At 68.1% G+C, this 19,478-nt stretch carries 17 protein-coding genes and 1 pseudogene; 12 read left to right on the top strand and 6 right to left on the bottom strand.

The genetic code is table 11. The features are described from left to right. The first annotated feature begins 2 nt into the window (after positions 1–2). Entirely contained in the window at positions 3–1,001 is a 999-nt protein-coding gene (locus AACX88_RS05370; protein ID WP_339392072.1) for a polysialyltransferase family glycosyltransferase, read from the top strand. Further along, entirely contained in the window at positions 988–2,322 is a 1,335-nt protein-coding gene (locus tag AACX88_RS05365) for a DUF6716 putative glycosyltransferase (RefSeq protein ID WP_339392071.1), read from the top strand. The genes AACX88_RS05370 and AACX88_RS05365 overlap by 14 nt, the downstream gene beginning before the upstream one ends. Before the next feature lie 48 nt (positions 2,323–2,370). On the opposite strand, the gene AACX88_RS05360 is transcribed toward AACX88_RS05365, so the two are convergent. Both AACX88_RS05360 and AACX88_RS05355 read right to left on the bottom strand, forming a co-directional pair. Continuing rightward, positions 2,371–2,883: a GtrA family protein gene (locus tag AACX88_RS05360; protein ID WP_339392070.1), complete on the bottom strand. Its 513-nt coding sequence runs from the start codon at positions 2,881–2,883 to the stop codon at positions 2,371–2,373. 196 nt (positions 2,884–3,079) lie between these two features. Next, entirely contained in the window at positions 3,080–4,339 is a 1,260-nt protein-coding gene (locus AACX88_RS05355) for a metallophosphoesterase family protein (protein WP_339392069.1), read from the bottom strand. Between the two features lie 388 nt (positions 4,340–4,727). Between AACX88_RS05355 and AACX88_RS05350 the strand changes: the two genes are divergently transcribed. The 3 genes from AACX88_RS05350 (at position 4,728) to AACX88_RS05340 (ending at position 7,295) form a co-directional block, all read left to right on the top strand. Next, on the top strand, positions 4,728–5,702 hold the full coding sequence (locus AACX88_RS05350; RefSeq protein WP_339392068.1) for a methionine ABC transporter ATP-binding protein: 975 nt from the start codon (positions 4,728–4,730) through the stop codon (positions 5,700–5,702). After that, on the top strand, positions 5,699–6,373 hold the full coding sequence (locus AACX88_RS05345; RefSeq protein ID WP_339392067.1) for a methionine ABC transporter permease: 675 nt from the start codon (positions 5,699–5,701) through the stop codon (positions 6,371–6,373). The genes AACX88_RS05350 and AACX88_RS05345 overlap by 4 nt, the downstream gene beginning before the upstream one ends. 85 nt (positions 6,374–6,458) lie before the next feature. Continuing rightward, positions 6,459–7,295 (top strand): MetQ/NlpA family ABC transporter substrate-binding protein, encoded by an 837-nt coding sequence (locus AACX88_RS05340; RefSeq protein ID WP_339392066.1) that lies wholly within the window; start codon positions 6,459–6,461, stop codon positions 7,293–7,295. A 101-nt stretch (positions 7,296–7,396) separates the two neighbouring features. On the opposite strand, the gene AACX88_RS05335 is transcribed toward AACX88_RS05340, so the two are convergent. Together AACX88_RS05335 and AACX88_RS05330 are read right to left on the bottom strand one after the other, a co-directional pair. Next, positions 7,397–8,335, bottom strand: a complete 939-nt coding sequence (locus tag AACX88_RS05335) for an ABC transporter substrate-binding protein (protein ID WP_339392065.1) — start codon at positions 8,333–8,335, stop codon at positions 7,397–7,399. 112 nt (positions 8,336–8,447) lie between these two features. Beyond that, positions 8,448–8,849: a VOC family protein gene (locus tag AACX88_RS05330; protein ID WP_339392064.1), complete on the bottom strand. Its 402-nt coding sequence runs from the start codon at positions 8,847–8,849 to the stop codon at positions 8,448–8,450. Between the two features lie 107 nt (positions 8,850–8,956). Here AACX88_RS05330 and AACX88_RS05325 point away from each other — a divergent pair. Continuing rightward, positions 8,957–9,871 (top strand): annotated as a pseudogene (locus tag AACX88_RS05325) (helix-turn-helix transcriptional regulator); the annotation flags it as partial. A gap of 159 nt (positions 9,872–10,030) precedes the next feature. On the opposite strand, the gene AACX88_RS05320 reads toward AACX88_RS05325, so the two are convergent. Continuing rightward, positions 10,031–10,903: an IclR family transcriptional regulator gene (locus tag AACX88_RS05320; protein WP_339392063.1), complete on the bottom strand. Its 873-nt coding sequence runs from the start codon at positions 10,901–10,903 to the stop codon at positions 10,031–10,033. Between the two features lie 129 nt (positions 10,904–11,032). Between AACX88_RS05320 and AACX88_RS05315 the strand changes: the two genes are divergently transcribed. From AACX88_RS05315 to AACX88_RS05290, 6 genes are all read left to right on the top strand, one after another. Further along, positions 11,033–11,983, top strand: a complete 951-nt coding sequence (locus AACX88_RS05315) for a PDR/VanB family oxidoreductase (protein WP_339392062.1) — start codon at positions 11,033–11,035, stop codon at positions 11,981–11,983. A gap of 25 nt (positions 11,984–12,008) precedes the next feature. Continuing rightward, positions 12,009–13,256 (top strand): cytochrome P450, encoded by a 1,248-nt coding sequence (locus tag AACX88_RS05310; RefSeq protein ID WP_009376278.1) that lies wholly within the window; start codon positions 12,009–12,011, stop codon positions 13,254–13,256. A gap of 58 nt (positions 13,257–13,314) precedes the next feature. Continuing rightward, positions 13,315–14,100, top strand: a complete 786-nt coding sequence (locus AACX88_RS05305; protein ID WP_009376280.1) for an NAD(P)-binding domain-containing protein — start codon at positions 13,315–13,317, stop codon at positions 14,098–14,100. Between the two features lie 52 nt (positions 14,101–14,152). After that, positions 14,153–15,553 (top strand): type 1 glutamine amidotransferase family protein, encoded by a 1,401-nt coding sequence (locus AACX88_RS05300; protein ID WP_100227392.1) that lies wholly within the window; start codon positions 14,153–14,155, stop codon positions 15,551–15,553. A 66-nt stretch (positions 15,554–15,619) separates the two neighbouring features. Next, positions 15,620–16,183 carry an antibiotic biosynthesis monooxygenase gene (locus AACX88_RS05295; protein WP_009376284.1) on the top strand — a complete coding sequence of 188 codons (564 nt, stop codon included), beginning with the start codon at positions 15,620–15,622 and terminating at the stop codon, positions 16,181–16,183. A 55-nt stretch (positions 16,184–16,238) separates the two neighbouring features. Continuing rightward, a complete protein-coding gene (locus AACX88_RS05290) occupies positions 16,239–17,663 on the top strand; it encodes a type 1 glutamine amidotransferase family protein (RefSeq protein ID WP_144589263.1) in 1,425 nt (474 codons plus the stop codon). A 51-nt stretch (positions 17,664–17,714) separates the two neighbouring features. Here AACX88_RS05290 and AACX88_RS05285 read toward each other — a convergent pair whose 3' ends face one another. Beyond that, entirely contained in the window at positions 17,715–19,424 is a 1,710-nt protein-coding gene (locus tag AACX88_RS05285) for a formate--tetrahydrofolate ligase (RefSeq protein ID WP_339392061.1), read from the bottom strand. Positions 19,425–19,478 lie beyond the last annotated feature (54 nt).

Below are 19,478 nucleotides of genomic sequence, written 5' to 3'. Positions count from 1 at the left end.
GCATGGCGAAGAAGACGTCGAAGCGGACCGCGATCGCCTTCGTCGAATCGCCCCTGCAGTTCCTCTCCGCACTCGAAGCCCACGAGCCGGACGAAGAGCTGCTCATCCGGGCCCGAGCGAACGCGAAGGGGATGACCTCGTTCCTCGACGCGTTCGACCCGGCCTGGCTGCCCGAGCGCGTCCGCCTCGACCGTGAGGGGGCGAAGCCCGGCATCCTCCGCAAGGTCTCCCCGCAGCGGATCTACGTAGGCGATGCCTGTTCAGGGCAGGTGCACAAGGCCCTGTCGATGGCCTACCTGGAGAGGCGCATGCCCGAGATCGTCGTCCTCGACGACGGGTTGGCGACCTATTCGACGATCGAGACCCTCACCGCCAAGCGCGGACCGCTCGTGCGCCCCCGGCAGAAGCTCAAACCCTCTCGCGAGGTCATGGCCGCCTACGTCGCCGACCGGCTGCGCGGACTGGCCAACGCCGGTCGGCTGCGCTGGCACACCGCACTGCCGGTGCCGAAGTCCCTGCGCAACGCGTTCCTGCGCACCGGCGGCCAGATCACCCGCCACCGGTTCGAACACCTCCAGTCCCTGCCCACCGGCGGCAGCCATTCACGGGACACCCCGGTCATCGGGTCCTCGCTCGCCGCCGACGGCCTCATTCGCGAAGCCGACTATCTGGGCTGGCTGCAGGGGATCATCTCAGACGGTCCCATCACCTACTATCCGCACCGGCGTGAGACCGATGAGTTCCTCGCCGCCCTCGGCCGAGACGAGCGGGTGCGGATCAAGCACGTCGGCCTGCCGATCGAACTGCGGCTGATCAACCTGCCCGCCGATTCCGTCATCCGCAGCCTCCCGAGCACCGCGGCCGTGTCCCTGGCGGTGCTCAACCCGGATGTGCGCATCGAGGTCACCGAGGTCCCCGCCGAATGGTGGACCGGCGCCTCACCCGATAGTCTGCGAACGTCCCTCAACGCCCAAACGGTCACCGGTGATGACGAAACCTGAATCCCCCGCCCACCAGCCAGAGTTCGCGGCGACCGCAGTCGAGGTCGCCGACACTGTCGTCCCCTCACCTGCCGAAAGCCCGTCGGGGGCGGCACATCCGGTCGGCGCAGGCGATCCTGCGCATGAGCCGATCAGCATCGTCTCCGTCTCTGACAGCGAGTCCTACCTCAAGTGGGCGACACAGCTGCTGAGCACCCTGCCCGACGTCGAAGCGCACGTCTATCTCCTCGACAATCCGATCCTGCCCACCGACGAGCAGATCGCCAACGCCGTCGCCGAGACCGCCTGGGAGGGCCACGACATCCCTGTCGTTCCCCGCAGCGAACTCGGCGCCGTCCTCTCCCGTCACCGACCCGACATCGTCCTCGGTGCCGCAACGGGGCCGATCGTCGCCCAGCTCTTCCTCACCGCAAGCGCACTCGACCCCCGTCCCGCGCTCGTATCCGGACTGCCGGGAATGGGGTTGCCGGCGAGCGGCAAAGGGATGAACTACCGCCGACTCATGGACGCCTTCCTCGCCCATTCCTTCACCGAGGTGGGCGAATACCGGGCTGTGAGCGCGATGCGTCGGGTACCGGCAGAGATCCTCCTCGGCCGGCTGCCGATGCTCCGCTCGGAATCGGTGCCTCAGCCGCCGTCACCGCGAGAGCTGTCCACTGCCCCCCGGTCGCTCGTCTTCGCGCCACAGGCGAAAGTGCCGGCGGCCGCTGAGAACCGCGAGGCGATCATCACGGCGCTCGCCGCGTTCGCCGACAGACATCCCGAGTCACGGGCCATCGTCAAGATGCGCTCCCGTCCTGGCGAGCACGAAACCCACCACGAACAGCACTCGTACTTCGACATCATCGCGAGCCTCAAGGCCCAAGGAGTTCCGGGAGCGGATCGCCTCGAGATCGGCTATGGCCCGCTCACGGCCTTCCTCACCCCCGGCGCCGCTCTCGTCACCGTCTCCTCGACGGCCGCACTCGAATCGATCGACCGCAGCATCCCGACCCTGCTCATCTCCGATTTCGGGTTCGACAGAGAGCTTCTCAACGAGGTCTATGCCGACTCCGGCGCTGAAGGCACGCTTGCTGACGTCGCCGCGGGTCGAATCGGCTTCCCGAACCGGGCGTGGTTGGCGGAGAACTACTTCCACGACGACGACGGAAGTCTGCGCCGCAGCCTCGGACTGCTCGCGCTCCGCGCTCGCACTCGGCAGCTGCCGGACCGCCGTCGGTCGATCTGGAAGCAGAAGCGGATGCTCATGCGTGCCGAGGCCCGAACGTTCACGCCGACTCCGGTCATCCGCGTCTACCGGAGGATCCGCTACGGGCGCTGAGATACCACCACACCGGGCTCGTCGTCAGGCAGCGGCCGCTGACCGGCCCTAAGCCCGCTCGCCGGGAACGGTGCTGGAGTCGTCGAGCTCGACGACCACCTCGGCGGCGGGGGCCTGGTCCTTGAACACCCACGTGCGGTAGGCGTAGAAGCGGAAGGCCATGGCCAGGGCGATGCCGATGACGTTCGTCGAGATGTTGTACGTGAGCTGGTCGCGCATGTCGAGCAGGTACCACGTGACGCCGAGCGGGATGACGGAGATGATCATGCCGACGACGTTGACGACGATGAAGAGGACGATGCCGCGCAGGTTCGAATCGGTCGTCCGGTCCCCGTAGGTCCACAGCTTGTTACCGATCCACACGACGATCATCGCCGCGATCGTCGAGATGATCTTCGCCTTGATGGGGCTGCCGTCAAGCAGCGCAGGCACCGGACCGAGCCCGAAGCTCAGGATGTTGGAGAGTCCGACGTCGACGACGAAGCCCACCCCGCCGACAGTGAGGAATTTGAAGGCTTCCACCGCGAGGCGCCGTAGTCGGGCCGAGACTGACTCTTTCATGACAGCACTACTCTAGGGGGCCAGCTTCCGGACTCGCTGAATGCCCCCGGGCGAGTCGACGTCGCGCGGACCATGCGGCGCAAGCGAGGACGGCCGCCGCCCGCTGGTCATCGTCAGCATCGAAAGAGACCAGCGGGCATGCATTCGCAGACTTCCTGAACTCGCCAGCGCGTTCCATCCGAGCTCAGTGCCGCACTCACTTCACGTAGGCGGGGAACTCCGCGGGTTCGCCGCGCTGGGCGGCCGGGCTGACGTCGATGCCGTAGTCGCGGGCGTACTTTATCTCGGACCCGGTGTAGACGCCGTCGGCACCCTCCTTGAGGGTGAAGACGCGCGCCCCGCGCAGGCGGTTGCGCTCCGCACCGTCGAGACCGTAGGGGGCGAATCCGGTCGACGGGGAATACCCGAGCTCGATGCCGTAGTAGTTGCCCGAGTACGTGTTGATGTGGTCGTGGCCGACGAACAGCCCGCGGACGTCGCCACGGGCGAGCATCGCATTGAACATCCCCGAATTGAAGGGTCCAGGGCACTCGGCCTCGTTGCGCTCACCGATGATCGAGTGCTTCGCCTTCGCACGGCTGTGGTCCGCATCGGTGCGCGAGTCGATGCTCGAGAACCACATCGACCGATGCTCGTGGAGGGCGATGTGCTGGAAGACGAGTCCGGGCACCTTGGCACCCGCCCGCTTCTCGAGCTCCCGCGAAGCCTCGGCGTACCATTCGACCTGGTCGAAGCGCAGCCAGTCCCAGTCGGGGTAGCCCTCGAAGTTCTGCCCGGCGATCTCCTTCGGTGCGTACCGTCCCGAGTCGAGCAGCCAGATGGCGAAGGCGTCGTCCTTGCCGCCGGAGGCTGAGACCGTGAGCACCTGGTTCGAGGTGCCGGTGACGTCGGCACCGGGAGTGTTGAGGTTGTAGCGGTACTGACCGATGAAGTCGATCATGTCGGCTTCGTCGAATCCGGTCGCCCCGGTGCTGTCCTCGTCGTGGTTGCCGAAGGTGAGCGCCCACGGGATCTGCCGCTGCTCCATCGGCAGCACGACGTTGTTGATGGCCTGCTTGACCTCGGTGACCGTCTTCGGCCCGCCGTCGATGACATCGCCGTTGATGACGACGAAGTCCGGCTTCGCCTCGTCGAGGACGGCGTTCTGCAGCTCCGTCGTCCGCACATCGGTGCGGTGCGAATCCTGGGTGTCGTTGAACTGAACGATTGTGAAGGCCCCGGAGCTGTTGAACGCCAACTCACCGCGCACGATTCCGTCGTCGTCGGTGACCTTGGTCTTCTTCGGCTTCTTCGGCTTCTTCTCCTTGCCCGGCTTGGCCGCTGCCGGGGCGGCCCCGAGTCCGGCCAGCCCGGCGCCGAGGGCCGTCACCCCGGCGGCCTGGAGCATCCCGCGCCGATTCCAGGCACCTGCTCCCGTCCGAGTCTCCCCGTCTCCGGTCGCTGTGTCGTCGTTCATTCTCCGCCTTTCGGTCGCTGTCGGCTCTCGCGCGGGGGTGCGCGCAACCACAGGGACCGACACTATGGACGGCGAATGGCATCGGGTTGAACCGCAGGGCAACGTCCGCAGACGAAACTGGGACCCCTGCTGTTCACACAGATGTGCGTGGAGGGTGCGGTTCGACTCTCCGATCCTGCACGGCAGTCCTCCTGGTCGGACCGCTGAGGCCTTCGTCACGTTCTGCACCCTATGCGTCCTTTTGTGTCATGGCCGACACCGGTCTGCGAAGGCCCTTGGCATGCTGAATCGTCCGCACACATGCCCTCACCGGGTACTGCTGTGCCCAACTGCGGGACCCGGCCACCGTCGGAATCCCATCCCAGAATCATCCGAGGAGGAGAGGCCTGTGATCGAACTGCGCGGTCTGCGGAAGGTGTTCGGAGGCACCGTCGCGCTCGAGGAGATCGACCTCAGCGTGCCCGCGGGAGAGATCCACGGCATCGTCGGTCGCTCCGGCGCCGGCAAATCCACGCTCATCCGCTGCCTCACGGGCCTCGAGAAGCCGACCTCGGGCACCGTCTCGATCGACGGCACCGACCTCACCGAGCAGACGGGCGCCGGTCTGCGCCGGGCCCGCCGCAACATCGGCATGGTCTTCCAGCACGTCAACCTCCTCGACTCGCGCACCGCCCTGGACAACGTCGCCCACCCGTTGCAGATCGCCGGCGTCGGCAAGGCCGAGCGCACCGCGAAGGCCCGGGAGCTGCTCGAGTTCGTCGGCCTCGGCGACCGCGTCGACAACCATCCCGCGCAGCTCTCCGGCGGGCAGCGCCAGCGTGTGGGCATCGCCCGCGCCCTGGCCGCCGAACCCAAGGTGCTCCTGTGCGACGAACCGACCTCGGCTCTCGACGCCTCGACGACCGAGCAGATCCTCGGCCTCATCCGCTCCCTGCGCGACCGCCTGGGCATCACGGTGCTCATCATCACCCACGAGATGTCCGTCGTCCGCGAGATCTGCGATTCCGTGACACTGCTCGCCGACGGTCGGGTGGCGAAGACGGGGAAGCTCGCTGAGGTGATCGCCGAACCCGGGTCGACCCTGGCCAAGGATCTCGTCCCCCTTCCCCCGGTCAGCCTCGGCGAGAGTGAGCGGGGAATCGTCGAAGTGGCGCTCGCCGGCACGACCCTGCCGGCCGTGCTCCGCTGCGCGGGCACCGTCGGACTCGATGCCGACGCCATCCTCGCCGGCGCCGTCGAAACGGTGGAGAACCGTCAGGTCGGCCGCATCCGCTTCTCCGTCGGCGAGCCCGCCCGGGTGAGGGAGCTCATCATCGCCTTCGCCTCCGAGGGCATCCACGCCGAGGAGGTGGCCGGAGCATGAACGATCCGATGTGGTTCGACAACCCGGCGATCACCGACCAGATGTGGCCGGCGACGATCGAGACCCTGCTCATGACCGCATGGTCGACGGGCCTGGCCGTCCTCTTCGGCCTGCCGTTGGGGATCTGGCTGTTCACGACCTCGAAGGGCGGACTGAGCCCGCACCCCGTGCTCTACCGGGTGCTCTCGCTCATCGTCGACATCACCCGGTCGATCCCGTTCATCATCCTCATGATCGCGCTCATCCCGTTCACCCGTTTCATGGTGGGCACGGCATTGGGCTGGCAGGCCACGGTCGTGGCGCTCACGGTCGGGGCGATCCCGTTCTACGCGCGCCTTGTCGAGAACGCGCTGCGCGAGGTCTCCGAGGGCAAGGTCGAGGCGGCGCTGATGATGGGCGCCTCGAACGGCCAGGTGATCCGGCAGGTCTACATTCCCGAGGCCCTGCCCGGACTCATCGGAGCCGCCACAGTCACCTCGGTGACGCTCGTGTCCTACACCGCGATGGCCGGTGCCGTCGGCGGCGGAGGGCTCGGTGCGCTGGCGATCTCGTACGGCTACCAGCGCTACCAGTCGGACACGATGATCGCGTGCATCGTCGTCCTCGTCCTCATCGTCGCCGCCATCCAGTTCATCGGCGATCGGGTCTCCCGACTCGTCGACCACCGCTGAGGCTGATCTGCCCCAGCCCGAGGGGCGGCGATCCGCACCTGTCCGACAGCACCATCACATCCATATCGTCACCACTAGGAGAGTCATGAAGACCACGCTCATCGCCGTCGCCACCGCAGCGACCTTGGCCCTGACCGGCTGCGGCCTCGTCGGCGGCGGCACCGACACCGTCGGACAGAAGGAGGGAGACATCACCAAGCTCACAGTCGGCGCCACCCCCGTGCCGCAGGGCGACATCCTCCGCTTCGTCGACGAGAACCTCGCCGCCGACGCGGGCCTCGACATCGACGTCAAGGAGTACACCGACTACACGCTGCCGAACAAGGCGCTGTCCGACGGCGACATCGACGCGAACTACTTCCAGCACAAGCCCTATCTCGACTCCGAGGTCAAGGGCCAGGGCTATGAGATCACCGGGTTCGAACCGATCAACCTCGAACCGTTCGCGCTGTTCTCGAACAAGGTCAAGGACGTTGCGGACCTGCCCGAGGGCGCGAAGATCGGCATCAACAACGACCCCGCGAACCAGGGTCGGGCGCTGAAGATGCTCGAAGAGGCCGATCTCATCACTCTCAACGACGGCGTCGACGCGGTGAGCGCGAAGCTCTCCGACGTGCGTGAGAACCCGAAGAACCTCGAGTTCGTCGAGGCCGACGCCGCTCAGCTCGCCCGCACCCTCCAGGACGTCGACGCCTCGGTCATCAACGGCAACAACGCCCTCGAAGCGGGTCTGAGCCCCGCCAAGGACGGCATCCTCATCGAATCGGCGGAGAACAACCCGTACGGCAACTTCCTCGCCGTGCGCACCGCGAACAAGGACGATGAGAACGTGCGGAAGCTCAACGACCTTCTCCACTCCCCCGAGGTGAAGAAGTTCATCGAGGAGAAGTGGTCCGACGGTTCGGTGCTCCCGAGCTTCTGAGCACCTGAGCGCATCGCGCGCATATCGCACCGAGAGAGCGCCCGCCTGACGGAGATTCCCGTGTGGAATCCGCCGCCGAGGCGGGCGCTCTCTCGCATCTGTCAGCCGAGTGCGGCCTGCACGTCGTCGATAATGAGGTTGCCGCCGATGACCCCGATGCCGACCATCCACGTGTCATCCTCTACGGGGAACACCTTCCCGGCCGCGACAGCAGGCTGTCCGCCCCACAGCTCGGTGACCGTCGACTGGGTCGTCGCCTCGGCGTCGGCCCCCGCCCCGGTGTGGAAGACGACGTCGCCGTCGATGAGCTCGTAGCGTTCGGGACTGAGCTCCATCATCGAGTACTCGTTCCAGTCACGGTCCCCCAGGTCGAAGCCCATATCGGTGAGGATCGAGCCGGAGAACGTCTCCGGACCGTAGAGGCGGAAGCTCTCGGTGCGAAAGCGCACCATCGAAGCCGTCATGCCCTTCGCACCGACCTCCGCGCCGACAGTGGAGGCTCTGGAGGAGAGATCATCGAGCAGCGTGTCCATCTCCTCGGCCCTGTCCACGGCCGCGGCCGTCAGCGTCGCCTGCTCTGTCCAGTTCGTTCCCGAGTCAGCGGCGAAGACGGTCGGAGCGATGGCGGAGAGCTGATCGTAGACCTCCTCGTGCCGGACCTTCGAACCGAGAATGAGATCGGGGTCGAGTTCGGCGATCGCCTCGAGATTCGGCTCCATGATCGTCCCGACCGATCCCGTTCCCGTGAGCTCGTCGGCGAGGTAGTCGGGGAATCCCGTGCCCTCCCGGATCTCCGAGGCTCCGACCGGAGTGACGCCGAGGGCGATGAGGGCGTCGATGGCCGGAGAGTCGAGGGCGACGACTCGCTGCGGCGTCTCGGCGAACTCCACCTCACCCATCGCATCGGTGACGGTATAAGCTGCGGCTGGTTCGGAGGCCCCCTGTCCACCCTGGGCCGCCGTGCAGCCCGAGGCGAGAAGGGCGATGCCGAGCATCGAGGCGGACAGTGTCAGGAGGCGGCGAACGCGATTCGTCTTCACAATCTCTGGATTCTAATGAGTTTGGATAGCCTAACCAAATTCATCGTCGGCAGCCCGTCGCCCTCCCTCAGGGCACCTTGACAGGGTGCCCGGCTCGCAAAACTCCAGGACTTCAGTGCCGCCTTGCCCAATGGGGGCTGTGCATGAGCCCGAGGACGTTGCCGAAGGGGTCGATCACCGAAGCGGTGACGAACCCCTCCCCGCGTGACGTCACCGGGGCATGCACGGCTGCGCCCCGTGAGACGAGATCGCCGAGCGTCGCGTCGACGTCGTCGACGTGCCAGTACGTCACCGAGCTGCCGCCGGGTGCTGTGCCCTCCGGTGCGAAGCCCCGGCTCATGATGCCCAGTTCGTCCTCGTCGGGTCCGATGCGGAACTCGATGTAGGCCGGTTCGCCCTCGGGAGGCTGTCGGAAGTACGGGGAGATGCCGAGGACGTCGGCGTACCAGTCGGCCGCCGCGGCGACGTCGTCGGCAGTGAGGACCATCGTCGTCAGACCTGTCAGAGTGCTCATGTCGTTCTCCTTGATCGGCGTCGTGTCGACGCGGGTGGTGGGGTCATCGTCAACGATCCCACCCAAAGTGCTCACCTTCTGACTACTTTTACTGGAAGACTCGGACCATGCGCGCAGACAGGCTTCTCGCCCTCCTCCTCTTCCTCCAGAGCCGAGATCAGGTCACGGCCGCCGAGGTGGCTGCCGAACTCGAGGTCTCCCTCGCCACCGCCCGGCGCGACCTCGAGGCACTGTCGGCTGCCGGAGTTCCGGTCCACGTCCGGCCCGGGCGCGGCGGCGGGTGGGGGCTGCTCGGCGGTGCGCGCACGAACCTCACCGGGCTCGGCGGCCCCGAAGCGCGCTCGCTCTTCTGGATGTTGGGCACTGCCGGGCTCTCCGACCCAGACACCCGTCTCGCGACGCGCAAGCTCATCCGCGCGCTTCCCGAGAGCCTGCGCGCCGAGGCGGAGGTCCTCGCCATGACCATCCACTACGACCACACGCCGTGGAGTCGGACGCCGACGACCGACGACGCCGTTCGGGACAGACTCGAAGCTCTGCGCACCGCCCTCATCGGCGACCGCCTCATCGAGGCCGATTACACCTCACGCGACGGCACCGGCCGGCACACGGCCCTGCGGCCGCTCGGACTCGTCGCGAAGGCCGGCGTCTGGTATCTCGTCGCCGACCCTGCGGACGCCGCGGACTCCGGCGACCGGGCTCGGGCGTACAGGGTCGACCGCCTCGGCGAGGTCGTCGTCGAATCCCCGAGTCCCGACGGCCCCAGTGCCGCGCAGAGGCCCGGTCGCCCACGCGATTTCGACCTCGCCGGGTTCTGGGCCGGCCACGTCGCCGAGGTCGAATCCCTGCGCTCCTCGGTCACGGCACGGATCAGCTGTCCGGCCTGGGCACTGCCGATCCTTCAGGCCCAGTTCGGTCGGTACCTCACAGTCGTCACAGAGGGCGACGACACCGTCATTGCGACGGTGGGTGCCAACCTCGTCGCCGCCCTCGCCGAGCAGCTCGCCGGCTGGGGACGGACCGTCGAGGTCCTCGATCCACCGGAGCTGCGCACCGAACTCGCCCGCATCGGCGCCGAGCTCGTCGCGGCCTTATGGTCCCGGGCCGACGGACACGCAGGCACAGAGCGTCCGCGAGGACTGACGCAGTCCTGTCACCTTGTCGAGGCGCACCCTCGCCGCTTACCCACGGTCCTGTCCGGCCCGTCCCCGCTCGTCGAAGTACTCCATCGAAGAGGTCGAGGAGTTGATGAGCGGGCGGTAGCGGGCGCCGGCGAGCGCGTGCGGGTGGCCGGGGGCGACGTAGGCGCGGCGCAGGGACTCCTCGATTCCGACTGCGGCTCTGCGCAGCACCGCGACCACCGGCCGTGGATCCCGTCCGTCGTTGGGGACGACGACGCCGAGACCTGCGACGATCTCCCCCTCGGGCCCGCGCACGGGCACGGCGATCCCCCGGGCATCGGGGTGGACGAGCCCATCGGCGATCGCATGCCCCCGCGCCCGCACCTCGGTGACCGCGGCAACCACCTCGGCGAGGGTCTGCGGGGTCCGCTTCGTGTAGCGGGGGATCCCGGAGGCGAACAAATCGGCGAGCGCCTCCTCGGGCAGAGCAGAGAGGAGCACGTGCCCGATCGCCGAGGCGGCGAGGCTGATCCGCCCGCCCACGACGGTGGCGCTGACGACGGCATCGCGGTGCGAGAGCCGTTCGAGGTAGACGACGTCGCGGCCGTCCCGGACGCCGAGCTGCGTGTGCTGCCGGATCGCACCCTGCACGCCCTGCATCATCGGCAGGGCGATCTCCCGCAGCCCCAGGGCACCGGGAGTGCGGGCCGCAAGCTCCCACAGGCGCAGGCCCAGACGGTAGCTGCGGTCGGGCAGGCGTTCGACGAGGCGTTCGCGTTCGAGTTCGTCGAGGAGCCGGTGCGTCGTCGAGACGGGCAGTCCGCTGCGCCGGGAGATCTGGGAGAGCGTGAGGAACGCGGAGTCCACGCCGAAGACGTCGAGGATGCGCAGGTGGCGGGAGAGCATCGACTCACCGGTGCGCGTACCGCTCATCAGCCCTCACCTCCGTCGAGAACACTCCCCGCCCATCTTTTCCGATGAGTGGAAACATCGCATTCAGCGTATACCCGGTCACCGGCACACTGATGCCACGGGCAACGACGCTGCGTGAAGGAGACACCGATGACGGCGACCACAGACGAACTCATCGTCACCCACCGACAGGACGTCGCGGCCGAGGTCATCGAACTCCGACTGGCACGGCCCGACGGTGGGAGACTGCCCGACTGGTCGCCCGGTGCCCACATCGATCTCATCCTCGACAGCGGCACCATCCGCCAGTACTCCCTGTGCGGGGACCGGTGGGATCCGCACAGCTATCGCATCGCGATCCAGCGTGAAGCCGGCGGCGACGGCGGCTCCCAGGAGATCCACGCGTCAGCCCACCCCGGCAGCCGCGTGCGCTTCGGCGGGCCGCGCAACAACTTCCGCCTCGCCCCGGCGAGCGAGTACCGCTTCATCGCCGGGGGCATCGGCATCACCGCGATCGTACCGATGGTCGACCAGGCCGAACGCCTCGGCATTCCCTGGCAGCTCCTCTACCTGTGCCGGACACCGGAGCGCATGGCCTACCGCGAGCTGGCCGAACGCCACCCCGACCGCGTGCGGATCCACACGACGACGGGCGGACGCCGGGCGAGCATCTGCGACTGGCTCGGCGACCTCGACCACTCCGCGATGGTCTACGCGTGCGGCCCGCAGGCCCTCCTCGACGCTCTGCCGAGCGAATGCGCGCAGCTGCCGCGGACACAGATCCGGGTCGAGAAATTCACCAACGACGCCCTGAACACGGCCCCCGTGAACACGGACCCCTACGACATCGTCCTCGAGAGCACCGGCCGGGTCATCCGCGCGGACGGTCACGAGAGCGTCGCCGAGGCGCTCGGCCGCAACGGCGTCGGAGTCATCACCTCGTGCTCGCGCGGGGTCTGCGGAACCTGCGAGGTCGGTGTGCTCGACGGCGCCGTCGACCATCGGGACGCGCTCCTCGACGACACCGAACGCGCCGCCGGCACCTGCATGCTCCCCTGCGTCTCCCGGGCCGCCGGACCCCGCCTCGTCCTCGACCTCTGAGCCCCCGCCCAGGAAGGAACCGCTGATGACCGCCCCACCCACCGCAACCCAGGCACCCGTCGACCCCACGATCCCCAGCGTCGACGTCGATCCCTTCGCCGAGGAGGTCCTCACCGTTCCCCACCCCATGCACGCCCGGATCCGCGACGCCGGTGACGTCGTCTGGATCCCCGCCTACGGCGTCTACGCGGTCGCCCGCTACCAGCCGGTCAAGGAGACGCTGGAGAACTGGCAGGACTTCTCGAGCGCCGCCGGTGTGGGCCTGGCGAACTTCCGCTACGAGGAGCCGTGGCGGCCGCCCTCGCTGCTCCTCGAGGCGGATCCCCCACTCCACGACGCGCCCCGGTCCGCACTCCAGCGCATCCTCGGGCCCCGCCGGGTCCGCCGGTTCGAGGAGGACTGGGCGCAGACCGCCGAGCAGCTCGTAGCCTGTCTGCTCAGGCACGGCGAACGCGACGACGAATCCGCGGTCGTCCTCGATGCCGTGCCGACGATCGCCGAGGCGTTCCCGCTGTCGGTCTTCCCCGCCGCTCTCGGCCTCGGCGGAGACGGTCTGGAGAACCTCCTGCCGTACGGGAACTTCGCGTTCAACGCGTTCGGGCCGCGCAACCGGCTCGTCACCGAGGATGAGGAGCGCATCGGTCCCGTCGTCGACTGGGTGTCTCAGCAGTGCCCCCGGGACGCGCTGGCCGAGCCCAGCCTCGGCGCGGACATCTGGTCGACAAGCGACGATGCGGACATCACCGAGGCCCAGGCCCCGCTGCTCGTCCGCTCTCTGCTCACCGCGGGTGTCGACACCACCGTCTACGGGATCGCCGCGACTCTCTGCCATCTGGCGGCCAACCCCGAGCAGTACGCACGACTGCGGTCCGAACCGAGCCTCGTCCCGGCCGCCATCGAGGAGGCGCTGCGCCTCGAATCCCCCGTCCAGACGTTCTTCCGCACGACGTCCAGGGACGTGACCATCGGTGATCACGCGATCCCAGCCGATGCGAAAGTGCTCATGTTCCTCGGGGCGGCGAACCGGGATCCGCGCCGGTGGGAGCACCCGGACGAGTTCGATCTCGACCGTGACCCTTCCGGTCATGTCGCGTTCGGATCCGGCATCCACCAATGTGTGGGTCAGCACGTCGCCCGGCTCGAAGCGGCCTCGATGGTGAGGGCTCTGCTGCCGGCGGTCGAACGCATCGAGTTCACCGCTGAACCCGAACGCAAGATCAACAACACGCTTCTCGGGTGGAAGTCCCTGCCCGTGCGCCTCATACCGGCCTGAGCCGGGATGGCACAATGCGAGAGTACGATCCCGATCGCTCGCCAGTGCAGGAGGCTCCATGACCACCATCGGCTTCATCGGCGTCGGGGAGATCGCCTCGGCGATCGTCGACGGTCTCCGCTCCGAGAAGGCGAACAGCCCCGCGGCAGCAGGTGCGCCGGCGATTCTCCTCTCCCCGCGCAGTGCGGATCGCTCGGCTGGGCTGGCCGCGAGGTACGAGGCCGTCGAGGTGGCGCAGAGCAACCAGGAGGTCATCGATCGCAGCGACCTCATCGTCCTCTCGGTCCTTCCCGGTCAGGTCGCCGAGGTGCTCGCCGACCTCGACGTCCCCGCCGACCGGACGCTGATCAGCGCCGTCGCCGGGGTCCCGGTGGACGTCCTGTCCGACCTGCTGCCGCACGGGCCGAGGATCGTCCGGGTCATCCCCTTGCCCGCCGTGCGCGAACGCCGCGGAGTCACCGCGGTCTTCCCCGCCGACGCGACCGTCGAGGCTCTCTTCGCCGATCTCGGAGGAACCGTCGTCGCTGCGACCGAGGTGCTCTTCAGCACCCTGTCGGCGACGACGGCGACGATGTCCGCGCACTTCGCCTACCTCGAGGTCATCACCGACTGGCTCATCACCCAGGGCTGGTCGCGCACCGATGCTGAGGCGATCGTCCGCGGTCAGTTCGTCGGACTGGGCTCGACACTGGCCGAAACGGACACTCCCGTCTCCGCACTCGTCGCCGCCCACGAGACGCCGGGCGGACTCAACGCGCAGCTGCGCAGCACCTGGATGGATGACGGCAACAGGACTCGGCTTGCGGCCGCGCTCACCGCGGTCCTCGACCGGGTCACCGGCTGAACCGGGTCGCCTCCCCCGAAGAACCAGCAGGTGCCTGGGCTACTCTGTGCTCATGCTCTTCATCGAGACCGAACCGAATGCTCCCGCCGGCCGTTTCGCCGAGTGGATCCCCGACGCCACGATCATCCGCCCCTTCGCCGGCGATCCGCTCCCCGACCGCATCAAGGAACCTCTCATCGTCTTCGGCACCGAGCTCGACCGCGGCGGCGATGAGGCCATGCCGTGGCTGCCGCAGGTGAGGGCTCTGCTCGCCCAGGCCGTCGCGGATTCCATCCTCACTCTCGCCATCGGCCTCGGCGCCCACCAGCTCGCTCTGGCCACCGGCGGCACGATCAAGGCTCCGAAGACGGAGCGCACCGTGTTCGGCAATGTCTTGGTGGTCCGCACACCCGACGGCGAGACCGATCCCCTCGTCTCCCAGATGCCTGCCGATTGGTCGTCCGTCGGCGCCGGATGGGCCGAACTCGAAGCGAAGCCCAAAGGTGCCGTCCAAGTCGTCAGACCACAGTCGAAGTCGAAAGCGTCCCGTCCCCAGATCTTCCGCGCCGGCACCTCGGCCTGGGGTGTGACCTTCCACCCCGAGGCGACGATTCCCGATTTCCTCACGTGGGGAACGGTGTTCGCCCCCGACGCCTCGGAGTCCTCGGTGAGCTTGCGGACGACGGTGATCAACGCCTTCTACCCCACGCTCGCGAAGTACGGTCAGCAGCTCGCCGAGGCGTTCGCCGCGCTGACCGACAACGGCCCGCGACTCACCTCCCCCGCCCCTGAGGCGAATACGGAAGTGGAGTCCGCCGCCGAGATCACCGCGGCCCTCGACACCCTCGCCGCCGAACTCCTCGCCCCCGATGCCGCACTCGACCGCATGCGGGCATTGGCCGTCATCGAGTTCCTCTGCGACCCCGAATGGCCCCGCGTCACCTGCACCACCACCGGTGACGCCACGGTCGCACAGTGGGACAACGGCGGCGGCGACTCCTTCGCCGTCGTCGGCACCGGCGCCGAGACTCTGCTGCGCGCCTTCGACCACGAATCCGCGATGAGCCCCGCCGAGGTCGGCGCGGTGTGGCCCGGACTCCTCGACGGCCTGCCCGCGGCCCTCGCCCCGTGGTCCGAGAGTCCGGAGTTCGACGACGAACCCGGCGAGCCCTTCATCACCCTTGCACTGTGGAGCACCGACGGCACCTGGCAGCACGGCACGCCGCGCCTCCACGACGGTCAGGCCCCCACCGTCACCGACTGGATGCTCGGACCGATCCGCTCGGCCTCGACACCCCGCGATCTCGCCGACGACCTCAACCGCTACTACGACCTCGACCTCACCGCACGCCATCTCACCCCCATCCTCGGCGGCCGCCCCCTCACCGAACAGATCGCGCGGAAGATCAACCCGGACGCCGACTGGGATGAGGTCCGCGCGGCGGCTGAGAAGGCCGGCTACCCCATCGCCTGAGACGCCGCGGCCGACCCGGCGGACCCCGACGCAGATCACACCGAGGCGATCCCTATAATCGCAATCATGCCTCAGCCGTCTCCCATCACCGTCTCCATCACCCGCACCGTCCTGCCCGGACACCACCGGCGCTTCAACGCGTGGGTCCAAGCCGGCCAGGAACTGGTCCGCGAGAGGAACGGATACCTCGGCTCCGGGTGGATCCGCACCGCACCCGACTCCGACGAATGGCACGTCCTCTACCGCTTCGCCGATGCGAAGTCGCTCAAGGCCTGGGACGAGTCCGACGACCGTCGGTGGTGGATCGACAGCGCCGCCGAACTCGTCGAGACGACCAAGGTCGAACACCGCACGGGCATCGAAGGCTGGTTCGAACCTCAGGGGGAGAACGCGGTGACGATCCCGGAGACCGTCGTCCCGCCGAGGTGGAAGCAGGCGGTGAGCATCTTCCTGCCCTTCTTCCCCCTCAGCCTGCTCTCGACGTTCCTCCTCATGCCGCACCTCGAGAGCTGGCCGCCGGTGCTCGCGGTCCTCCTCAACATCTGCATCCTCACTCCGCTGATGACCTACATCTTCCTGCCCGTGAGCACCCGGCTGCTGCGCCCGTGGCTGCAGAAGCCCCGGAACTGAGCTGCGGGGTCCCAACCCCAGCCGATCCCGCAGGCGCCTGGGCTAGTCTGTGCCCATGCTCTTCATCGAGACCGAACCGCTTGCTCCCGCCGGTCGCTTCGCCGAGTGGATTCCCGACGCCACGATCATCCGCCCCTTCGCCGGTGATCGGCTCCCCGACCGGGTCGCAGAACCCCTCATCGTCTTCGGCTGCGCTCTCGAACGCGGCGGCGATGAGGCCATGCCGTGGCTGCCGCAGGTGAGGGCTCTGCTCGTCCAGGCCGTCGAGGATTCCCTTCCCACCCTGGCCATCGGACTCGGTGCTCAGCAGCTTGCCTTGGCCACCGGCGGCAGAGTGACGATGCCGAAGAAGACGCTTGAGACGTTCGGCTGGATCGCCCACATCGGCGATATCTCCGTGGAGAAGACCCCTGCGGGTGAGACCGACCCCTTGGTCGCCGCACTCGGTGTAGATGTGAAGTCGATCGGAGCCGGATGGAACGACCTCAGGGTCCGCCCCAAGGGGGCCGCGCAGGTCTTCACGCACAGCCCGACCCACTCATCCACCCGCCCACAGATCTTCCGGGTCGGCAGCGCCGCGTGGGGTGTGACCTTCCACCCGGAGGCAACAGGGGACGACGTCGCCCGATGGTTGGGGATCTTCGCCCCCGAAACCTCGGACGATGGAATCGCACTGCGAGTGGACAACGTCAGGATGTTCCTGTCGAAGATCACCGAGAGCAGCAGACAGCTCGCGGAGAGCTTCTCTGCCCTGGCCGCTCGAGGACCACGCCTGGACAGCACCGAGATCATCTCTCAGGACGAAGCCGACAGCGCCGCCGAGGCGAAGGCCGCATCCGCCCTCGACACCCTCGCCGGTGAACTCCTCGCCCCAACTGCGGCGACCGAGCGGATGCGGGCGCTGGCCGTCCTCGATGCCATCTGCACAACCACACGACCCCGGTTCACCTGCACCAGTTCAGGCGGGATGACGATAGCGCGCCTCGACGAGGGTGGCGGCGATCGGTTCGGCATCGCCCGGACCGATGATGGGGTTCTGCTGTGGGCCTTCGATCACGAATCACCGATGAACATCGCCGAGACGGGCGAGGTGTGGCCGGGCCTCCTCGAGGGGCTGCCCGAGCCGCTCGTTCCCCTCTGTGAGAGTGAAAAGCTCAACGGCGAGCCCGGCACGCCGTCCATCACCCTGGCCCTGTGGAGCACCGGAGAGACGTGGCAGCACGGTGCGCCCAAGGTCCGCGAGGGAATCAGGCCCGAAGAGACCGACTCGATGCTCGGATCGGTGAAGGCGGCGAGGACCGGTGCCGACATCGCCGAGGACTTCGGCCACTACTACGATCTCGATCTCACGCCACGCGACGTCGACCCCCTCCTCGCCGGGACACCGCTGACGCCGGCGATGGCAGCGCAGATCAGGGCCGAGGCCGACTGGGACCATGTTCGCACGGTCGCCGAGGCAGCCGGCTACCCCGTCGCCTGAGCCGGGCGCCGCACAGGACCGCCGGCCGGGTGAGGCCGACACCGAGTTCGCTCAGAACAGGCCGGTGATGTCCCCGTCCTCGGTGACGTCGATCTTCAGCGCCGACGGCTCCTTCGGCAGGCCGGGCATCGTCATGATGTCACCGGCGATGACGACGACGAACCCGGCGCCGGCTGACAGCCGCACATCGCGCACTGCGATGATGTGACCGGTCGGCGCCCCGCGCAGGGTGGGGTCCGTGCTCAGCGAGTACTGGGTCTTGGCCACGCAGATCGGCAGGTCACCGTAGCCTTCGTCGGCGAACTGCTTCAGCTTGCGCCTGACCTTCGCGGGGATGTCGACATCGGCGGCACCGTAGATGCGCTGGGCGATCGTGCGGATCTTGTCCTCGAGCGGCGCGTCGAGCTCGTAGCTGTAGCGGGCCCGCTGCGCGGCGTCACCGTCCCCGGCATTCTCAGCGGCCTCGACGACCGCCTCGGCGAGGGGAACCGCACCGGTGCCCCCGTCGGCCCAATGCGTGGATTCGACGGCGGCGATGCCGAGCCCGTGGAGGCGGTCGAGCGCCGCCGCCATCTCCTCGTCCGTGTCGCTGGGGAACCGGTTGACGCACACGACCGGGGTGAGCCCGAAGATGTCGCGGAGGTTCGTGCAGTGGTGGACGAGGTTGCTCATACCCTCGAGCACGGCCTCGGTGTTCGGAGTCTGGACGTCGGCCACCTCGACGCCCCCGTGGTACTTCAGCGCGCGCAGGGTGGCGACGACGACCACGGCCGAGGGCCAGATGCCTGCCGCCCGGCATTTGATGTCGAGGAACTTCTCCGCCCCGAGGTCGGCGCCGAAGCCCGCCTCCGTGACCACCCAGTCCCCGAGGGCGAGTGCCGCCTTCGTCGCGAGCAGGCTGTTGCAGCCGTGGGCGATGTTCGCGAACGGTCCCCCATGGATGAACGCCGGGGTGTGTTCGAGGGTCTGGACGAGGTTGGGGGCGAGGGCATCGCGCAGGAGAGCGGTGAGCGCTCCGGCCGCACCGATGTCGGAGACGGTGATGGGCTTGCGGTCGCGGCTGTGGGCGACCACGATGCGTCCCAGCCGCTCCTTGAGGTCCGCCACCGAGGTGGCCAGGCAGAACACCGCCATGACCTCGCTGGCGACGACGATGTCGAAGTGGTCCTCCCTGGGCACTCCCCCGTTGAGTCCGCCGAGGCCGATCGTGACGTTGCGCAGGGCCCGATCGTTGAGGTCGACGACGCGGCGGATGTGGATTCGGCGGGGGTCGACGTCGAGTTCGTTGCCATGGTGGATGTGGTTGTCGAGCATCGTCGCGGCGAGGTTGTTGGCCGCGGCGATCGCCGCGAAGTCACCGGTGAAGTGGAGGTTGATGTCCTCCATCGGCACGACCTGCGCGTACCCGCCGCCGGCCGCTCCGCCCTTCATCCCGAAGACCGGTCCCATGCTCGGCTCGCGCAGCGCGAGCACGGCCCGTCCGATCTCGGGGTTCGTCTTCGCCAGTTCGTTGAGCCCGTCGGTGAGTCCGATGCTCGTCGTCGTCTTCCCTTCGCCGGCCGGGGTCGGGCTCATCGCGGTGACGAGGATGAGCTTGCCGGGCGTCGCGTTCTGCGCGGCGGCGTCGAGGACGTCGATGGGGACCTTCGCCTTGGTCCAGCCGAAGGGGATGATGTTCTCGGGGTTGAGGTCGAGGGAGGCGGCGACGTCGACGATGGGATCGAGCTCAGCCGCGAGGGCGATGTCAAGGTCAATGCTCATAGTGCCCATCATGCCTGCCATAGGGCGATTTGTGACCGCAGACACCCGATGAAT

It is taken from the genome of Brevibacterium metallidurans (assembly GCF_037101285.1).
Lineage (GTDB): Bacteria > Actinomycetota > Actinomycetes > Actinomycetales > Brevibacteriaceae > Brevibacterium > Brevibacterium metallidurans.
This window is presented reverse-complemented; position numbering and strand designations above follow the sequence as displayed.